8 protein-coding genes are annotated in these 6,245 nt (G+C 65.9%); 4 read left to right on the top strand and 4 right to left on the bottom strand.

Translation table 11 applies throughout. The features are described from left to right. The coding region (locus B0E41_RS07840; RefSeq protein WP_143433722.1) for an ACT domain-containing protein at window positions 1-216 on the top strand (216 nt) is incomplete at its 5' end. 12 nt (window positions 217-228) lie between these two features. Further along, window positions 229-504, top strand: a complete 276-nt coding sequence (locus tag B0E41_RS07835; protein WP_077330523.1) for a hypothetical protein — start codon at window positions 229-231, stop codon at window positions 502-504. A gap of 137 nt (window positions 505-641) precedes the next feature. On the opposite strand, the gene B0E41_RS07830 is transcribed toward B0E41_RS07835, so the two are convergent. Further along, window positions 642-1,604 carry an AraC family transcriptional regulator gene (locus tag B0E41_RS07830; protein ID WP_077330522.1) on the bottom strand — a complete coding sequence of 321 codons (963 nt, stop codon included), beginning with the start codon at window positions 1,602-1,604 and terminating at the stop codon, window positions 642-644. Window positions 1,605-1,685: 81 nt separating this feature from the next. On the opposite strand from B0E41_RS07830, the gene B0E41_RS07825 reads away from it, so the two are divergent. Beyond that, complete coding sequence (locus B0E41_RS07825; RefSeq protein ID WP_077330521.1) at window positions 1,686-2,075, top strand: nuclear transport factor 2 family protein; 390 nt, start codon at window positions 1,686-1,688, stop codon at window positions 2,073-2,075. Window positions 2,076-2,101: 26 nt separating this feature from the next. Here B0E41_RS07825 and B0E41_RS07820 read toward each other — a convergent pair whose 3' ends face one another. Then, window positions 2,102-3,190: an alpha/beta fold hydrolase gene (locus B0E41_RS07820; RefSeq protein ID WP_077330520.1), complete on the bottom strand. Its 1,089-nt coding sequence runs from the start codon at window positions 3,188-3,190 to the stop codon at window positions 2,102-2,104. A 160-nt stretch (window positions 3,191-3,350) separates the two neighbouring features. Here B0E41_RS07820 and B0E41_RS07815 point away from each other — a divergent pair, with 160 nt between their 5' ends. Beyond that, window positions 3,351-4,340, top strand: coding sequence for a hypothetical protein (locus B0E41_RS07815; RefSeq protein ID WP_077330519.1), 990 nt, complete (start codon window positions 3,351-3,353; stop codon window positions 4,338-4,340). A 45-nt stretch (window positions 4,341-4,385) separates the two neighbouring features. On the opposite strand, the gene B0E41_RS07810 is transcribed toward B0E41_RS07815, so the two are convergent. Beyond that, on the bottom strand, window positions 4,386-4,943 hold the full coding sequence (locus B0E41_RS07810) for a dihydrofolate reductase family protein (RefSeq protein WP_077330518.1): 558 nt from the start codon (window positions 4,941-4,943) through the stop codon (window positions 4,386-4,388). 7 nt (window positions 4,944-4,950) lie between these two features. Then, window positions 4,951-6,171, bottom strand: a complete 1,221-nt coding sequence (locus B0E41_RS07805; protein WP_077330517.1) for a cation:proton antiporter — start codon at window positions 6,169-6,171, stop codon at window positions 4,951-4,953. Window positions 6,172-6,245: the final 74 nt, after the last annotated feature.

The following is a 6,245-nucleotide window of genomic DNA, read 5'->3' as shown; positions in this document are numbered from 1 at the left end:
CACCGCCTGCTGCACATCCACCGCAACGTGCCCGGTGTGCTCTCCGGCATCAACCGGGTTTTCTCCGATCACCAGATCAACATTTCGGCGCAGTATCTGCAAACGCGCGAAGACGTGGGCTACGTGGTGATGGACATCGACGCCGCGCACTCCGACCTGGCGCTGGCCGAGCTCGCGGGCGTACCCGGCACCCTGCGCAGCCGTGTGTTGTTTTGAAAGGAGCCTCTCATGTCCGAGTCATTGCCCCCCGCACCGAACGACAGCCCCGACCTGAGCAACGCCGAGCTGGTGCAGCTGCGCGTGCGCGTGATCGCGCTGGAAAACATGGTCATCGCGCTGTTGGCCAACGCGCCGCCCGAGCAGCAGGCGCTGGTGCGCGAGATGGCCAGCTACATCTCACCCCGACCGGGCTACACGGCCCACGCGCTCACCATCCATGCGGCGGAGCAGATGCGCAGCCTGGTCGACCGCGCGGACCGGTTCCAACCGATGCAGGCGAGCTGATGGCACCGCCAGACAATGCCTCTTTGTTGGCCCGGGCGACCAGTGGGAGCGCCTGATTTGGCCTCATGAAGCTTCGCGCGGTTACCGACTCAATCCAGTCGAGAACCTGATCGAGACGACGGGAGGATGTCCCGAGATCAGCCTGTCTTTCTTTGGCTCTGCCGGAATTCTGCCGGGGTGCACGCCGCCTCGCGTTTGAAGAACTTGCTGAAGTTCGTGGGTTCGTCGAAGCCGAGCCTGTCGCCGATGGTGGCGACGGCCAAATCCGTGTGCACCAGCAAGCGCTTCGCCTCCAGAACGATCCGTGCTGCGATGAAGGCTTTGGCCGTGGTGCCCGTGGATGCAGCCACGGCGCGCGCCAGGCTCTTCTCGGTGAAGCCAAGTGGGTCGGCATAGTCCCCCACCTGATGCCACTGCGCGAAGCGCTCATCCACCAGCTGCTGGAACCGCTTGAAACGTTGCAATGCTCGAGAGACCGGCGCCTCTTTTGCTTGTCGTCCACCTTGCAGAATGCTCAGCCGTGTCAAGAGCGCATAGAGCTGATGACGCAGCAAGGCATGCACGTCCTCATGCGGGGCGTCGATCAACGTGTCCTCACGCATCTGCTGAACCAAGCCCGTCACTCTCTGCAGATCCGGGCTGCTTAGGACCATGTGTTCAGGCAGGCTCTTCAAGTCGGGCTCGAGCTTGAGATCGTGAGAGGCCGTCGAAACGGGCAAGGCGAATTCAGGCCGGAACAGCACGTTCCAGCCGTCCCAATCCTCTCCCTGTCCGTAGTTGTGGGCCTGTCCTGCTCGCAACACCAGCAGCGAGCCCGGCTCACAGGCGATGGACTTGAAGTCGACCACCTGGGTGCAGGTTCCCTGCGTGACGCACACCAAGGTGTGGAACTCGTACCGGTGGGTCATTCGCACCTGCTCTTTGCCGCGTTGCCTCAGGTCGGCAATGGAAAAAACTTCCAGGTCGAGTTGGTAAGGCGCTTGCGGTCGATAACCCAGGCGCTCGATATCCGTGTTCGTCTTCATGCTGATCGACGCGAGCAGTGCCGCTTGACCGCCCTGCACGGGCCTTGTTGGGAATGGCCAAAAAGTATCATTCATTGTCCGGCATATACCGTTTCATCGGGGATGTTTTGTCCAACAATGACCATCTTTCACAACAAGTCAATACAGGAACGCAGCATGAACACCATCGACATCGCCAAGACCTACATCAAGGCCATACAGAACGGCGACCAGGCCACGCTGGGCAACCTCATTTCGCCCGACGTGATCTGGCACCAGCCAGGCAGCAACCCGTTCTCCGGCACGCACCGCGGCATGGCCGCCGTGGGCCCGATGCTGGGCAAGATGATGGAAGTCTCCCAGGGCACGTTCGCCATCACCCGTGCCGATCACTACATGGCCAATGGCGACTGGGTGGCCATCACCATCGAGTTCGCCGGCCAGGCCAACGGCATCCAGCTCAAGCAGCCGGGTGTGGACCTCATCCGCATCGAGGGCGGCAAGATCGTCGAAGTGCGGCTGTTCTCCAGCGACCCAACGCAAGAAGATGCTTTCTGGGGGCAGTGACGCCCTGCTGGCATACCTCCAGCACCTCAGGGCGCGCGGTCCCGCACGTAGACGATCGCCTCCGCCCGCGTGTGCACGCCCAGCTTGTCGAAGATGCTCGACACCTGGTTGCGCACCGTCTTCTCGCTCTTGTTCAACTGCTGCGCGATGGCCGGGTTGTCCAGCCCCTGGGCCACCAGGCGCAACACCTCTCGCTCGGCTGGTGTCAGCGCCACATCACCGGCGCCGTCGGTGGCATCGGCTGATGCGTGGCCCAGAAAACCGCGCAGTTCGGCCAGGAAGGTGGACCACGCCGGCTCGGTGTCCAGCAGCACGTGGTTGTCGCTCTCCAGCGGCACGAAGCGCGCACCCGGGATCAGCGCCGCCAGCCGCAACCCCTCATCGAACGGCACACGCGCATCGCCGCGCGCGTGCAGCACCAGCGTGGGCACGCGCAACTGGCGCGCCAGCTCGGTCACGTCGACGCGGTGGAAGGCCTCCAGCGTGCGCGCGGCGTTCTCCGGGCTCGCCGTCAGGCGCTCCAGCTCGTTCCACCACTGGTGTTGCGCTGGCGTGCCGCCGGGGATGAACTGGTTGGTGAACACCTGGCGGAAAGCGGCGTTGTCGCGCCCCCAGCCCAGGCGAATCAGGTTGACCAGGGTCTGTGCCTCCAGCCGCTCGGCATCGCTGCTGGCGCGTTGCAGCGCGCCGCGCGCGTAGGCACCCGGCAGCACCAGGTGAGACACCTTGTCGGGGTGACGCACGGCGTAGGCGATGGCCACCGCACCGCCTTGCGACATGCCGATCAGCGGGAAGCGGCGCAGGCCCAGGCTGTCGACCACGGCCTCCAGATCGCCGACCCAGGCGTCGAGCGAGAAGTCGACCACCGCGCTGTCGGACAGGCCGCAGCCGCGCTGGTCGTAGCGGACGTAGTGGTGATCGCGCGCGAGTTCGGCCAGCCAGGGCCACCAGACGGGGCTGTGCAGGTCGTGTTCGACGTGGCTCAGCCAGTGCGCGGCCCGCAGCAGCGGCGGGCCGGAACCGATCGAGGCGATCGCGATGCGCGTGCCGTCGGCCGCGGTGCAGAAACGCAAGCTCTGGCGCAGGTTCGGTGGCGGACGCTGGACAGCGGGCATGCGCGATTGTCTCGCGCATGGGTCGCCCGTCCTAGGGCCAGGGGCGCGCCGTGCTCCACCCGATGGAGGGCGTGGGACATCCGCCCCATGCGCCAGCGCGCGCGCCGGTGGATCCTTCGATCACGTCGACAGGACGTATCCAACCCCGAGAGGAAACACCATGCAAACCCAACCCACCACCCTGGACATCCCACGCTACGCCAAGACCATCGAAGTCTCCAAACGCATCCGCTGGGACATCGACCGCGACGTGATCCGTGGCCGCAGCTTCGACCTGGCCCACACCTTCCTGCCCGATGGGCTGTCGCTGGCCGACGAACTGCCTTTTCTGAGCCCGGCCGAGCACCGCTTCCTGAGCCAGGTGCAGGGCCGCACCTACGCCAACATGTTCGGTCTGGTCGAACGCTTCATCAGCGCCAAGATGCTGGAGGTGAGCCGCGAGCACTGGCTCGGCGACCAGACCGCGCTGGAGGCCATCGTGCGCTTCACCGACGAGGAGCTGAAGCACCAGGAGCTGTTCCGCCGCATCGAACGGCTGGTGGCCGCCGACATGCCGGCCGGCTACCGCTTCGACGTGTCGCCCAACGACGTGGCCGGGTTCGTGCTGGGCAAGAGCACCTGGGCCGTGCTGGCGCTGATCTGCCACATCGAGCTGTTCTCGCAGGCGCACTACCGCGCCAGCATCGACGCCGCCCAAGACCTGTCACCGCTGTTCAAAGACGTGTTCCTGTTCCACTGGAAAGAAGAGTCGCAGCACGCCATCATCGACGAGCTGGAATGGGCGCGTGAAGACGCCCGGCTGGCGTCCGACGCCCAGCGCGACGCGGCGGTGGACGACCTGATCGCCCTGGTCGGCGGCGTCGACGGCATCCTGCAAGGGCAGGCCCAGGCCGACGCAGCCTACTTTTTGGCCGTCAGCGGAATGGCCCCCGACGGCGAGCGCGCCGCGCAGGTGAACGCCACGCTGCTGAAGGCCTACCGCTGGCAGTACATCGTCTCCGGAACCCTGGAGCCGCGCTTCCAGAAGGTGCTGGGCGGGCTGGTCAGCGCGGCGCAGATGGCGCGCATCCAGGCCGCGCTGGCGCCCCTGAGCTACGCGGTTCCGGCGCGTGCGGAGGCCATGGAAGCGATGAGCTCGACGGTGCACTGACGCCTGAAAACCGCGCTTGGTCAGGCGACATGACCACTCGCCGAGTCAGCGTGCGCGCCGGTAGTGCATGGCGACCGCGCCGCAGCGGAGCGGTTTCGCTGAGATCAACTCGAGCCGTCGCGTGCTGGGCAGCCCGCTCTCGTAGAGGGTCGGGCCGTGGCCGGCGATCCTGGGGTGGACGAGCAACTGGTACTCGTCGATCAGATCCAGCCGGTCCAGCTCGGTCGCGAGCTTGCCGCTGCCGAGGAGCACGCCGTTCGGGGTCGCGTCCTTGAGCTTCTGCACACCCGTGCGCAGGTCGCCGGCGATGTGGTGGCTGTTGGTCCACGGGAAGTCCTTTCGCGTCGACGACACCACGTGCTTCGGCTTGGCTTCCAGCTTGAGCGCCCACTCGCGCATTGCCTGCGGTGCTTCCACGTCGCCGCGGGCGACCGCTGGCCAGTGGCTCTCCATCATCTCGTAGGTGACGCGGCCCCACAGCATGGCCCCGCTCTCGTCCATAAGGCGGGTGAAGAAGGCGTGTGTCTCGTCGTCGGCGATACCTTCCTGGTGGTCGACGCAGCCGTCCAGGGTGACGTTGATGCTGAAGGTCAAGAGTCCCATGGTGTCCTCACAACTGGCCGGTCTCGCGGTAACGCTCCCGCATCTTCTGGTCCACGATGGCGTTGAACGAGATGGGGGCCAGCAGCGTGGTCACCACGCCCATCAGCACCAGCACCGAGAACATGCCCTGGCCGATGAAGCCGCGCTCCAGCGCGATGCTGGCCACCACCAGCTCCATCGCGCCCCGGCCGTTGAGGATGAAGCCCAGGCCCAGGGCCTCGCGGCTGGACATGCCGATGGCGCGCCCGCCCAGCCAGCCAGCCAGCACCTTCGACGCGATGGCGGCGAACAGCACCGCGGCAACGAAGCCGATGTCGGCCAGGGCCGAGATCTGAAACTCCAGCCCCAGGTAAGCAAAGAACACCGGTGCGAGAAAGCCGCCCGTGATCGAGCTGAGCGTGCGCCGCAGGTCGGCATACCGCGCAGGCATGAACTGGCGTTTGTCGAGCAGCAGGGCCGCGAAGAATGCCCCGATGACGAAGTGGAAACCCAGGCTCTCGCTGAGCGAACCGAAGGCCAACACGAAGACGATCACGATGCCGAACACGGCCTCGGGCCCGAACATCGCGGCCAGCTTCTCGGGCCCGGCCGACACCTCGACCCCGCGCCGGTGCAGCAGGTTGAGCAGCGCATTGAGGCCCAGCACGGCCAAGGCCAGCACCAGCAGCTTGAGCGCCACCACCCCACCGGTGGCCAGGATCGCCGCCCAGCTTGACTGCGCCGGCAGCGCCAGCAACACACCCAGAATGAACAGCGCGAGGATGTCGTTGATCACCGCCGTGGACACCGAATAACGCCCGATGGCCGTCTGCAGCAAGCCCATTTCGTCGAGCATCTTCACCGCCACGGGCATCGCCGTGATGGAAATGCACAGCCCCAGAAAGATGGTGCGCATCAGGTCCTGGTCGAAGGCCCAGGCCACGGCCGCGCCCGCGCCGAAGGGCAGGAAGAAAGCGATCATGGCGACGATGAAGCCCCGGCCGCGCATGGCGGCCTGCACGTCCTTGAAGCTCATCTCCAGGCCGGCGTCGAGCACAACCAGAAAGATCGCCAGCGACGCAATGCCCGAGAGCGCCGGGTTCGGTGCAACAAAGCCCAACACCGCCGGCCCGAGCACGATGCCCGCCAGCATCTCGCCGACGATGGCGGGCTGGCCCCAGCGCGTGAACAGGTGCCCGAGCACCCTCGCCAGCACGATCAGCGTCAACAAGCTTGTGAGTATCTGCATCTGGGTCCCTTTGTGACGGTGGGGCGGCTGGGAAGCCAGCGACCTCTGCGGGTCCTTTCGCGCGCTTGCGGCAG

This window comes from Hydrogenophaga sp. A37, from assembly GCF_002001205.1.
In the GTDB taxonomy this organism is placed as follows: domain Bacteria; phylum Pseudomonadota; class Gammaproteobacteria; order Burkholderiales; family Burkholderiaceae_C; genus Hydrogenophaga.
Note: the sequence above shows the minus strand (reverse complement) of the source record. Positions and strands in the feature narration are given on the sequence as shown.

Coding starts and splice junctions, on each gene's coding strand:
- B0E41_RS07835 (WP_077330523.1), top strand. CDS start 229: ATGTCCGAGTCATTGCCCCCCGCACCGAACGACAGCCCCGACCTGAGC.
- B0E41_RS07830 (WP_077330522.1), bottom strand. CDS start 1,604: ATGAATGATACTTTTTGGCCATTCCCAACAAGGCCCGTGCAGGGCGGT.
- B0E41_RS07825 (WP_077330521.1), top strand. CDS start 1,686: ATGAACACCATCGACATCGCCAAGACCTACATCAAGGCCATACAGAAC.
- B0E41_RS07820 (WP_077330520.1), bottom strand. CDS start 3,190: ATGCCCGCTGTCCAGCGTCCGCCACCGAACCTGCGCCAGAGCTTGCGT.
- B0E41_RS07815 (WP_077330519.1), top strand. CDS start 3,351: ATGCAAACCCAACCCACCACCCTGGACATCCCACGCTACGCCAAGACC.
- B0E41_RS07810 (WP_077330518.1), bottom strand. CDS start 4,943: ATGGGACTCTTGACCTTCAGCATCAACGTCACCCTGGACGGCTGCGTC.
- B0E41_RS07805 (WP_077330517.1), bottom strand. CDS start 6,171: ATGCAGATACTCACAAGCTTGTTGACGCTGATCGTGCTGGCGAGGGTG.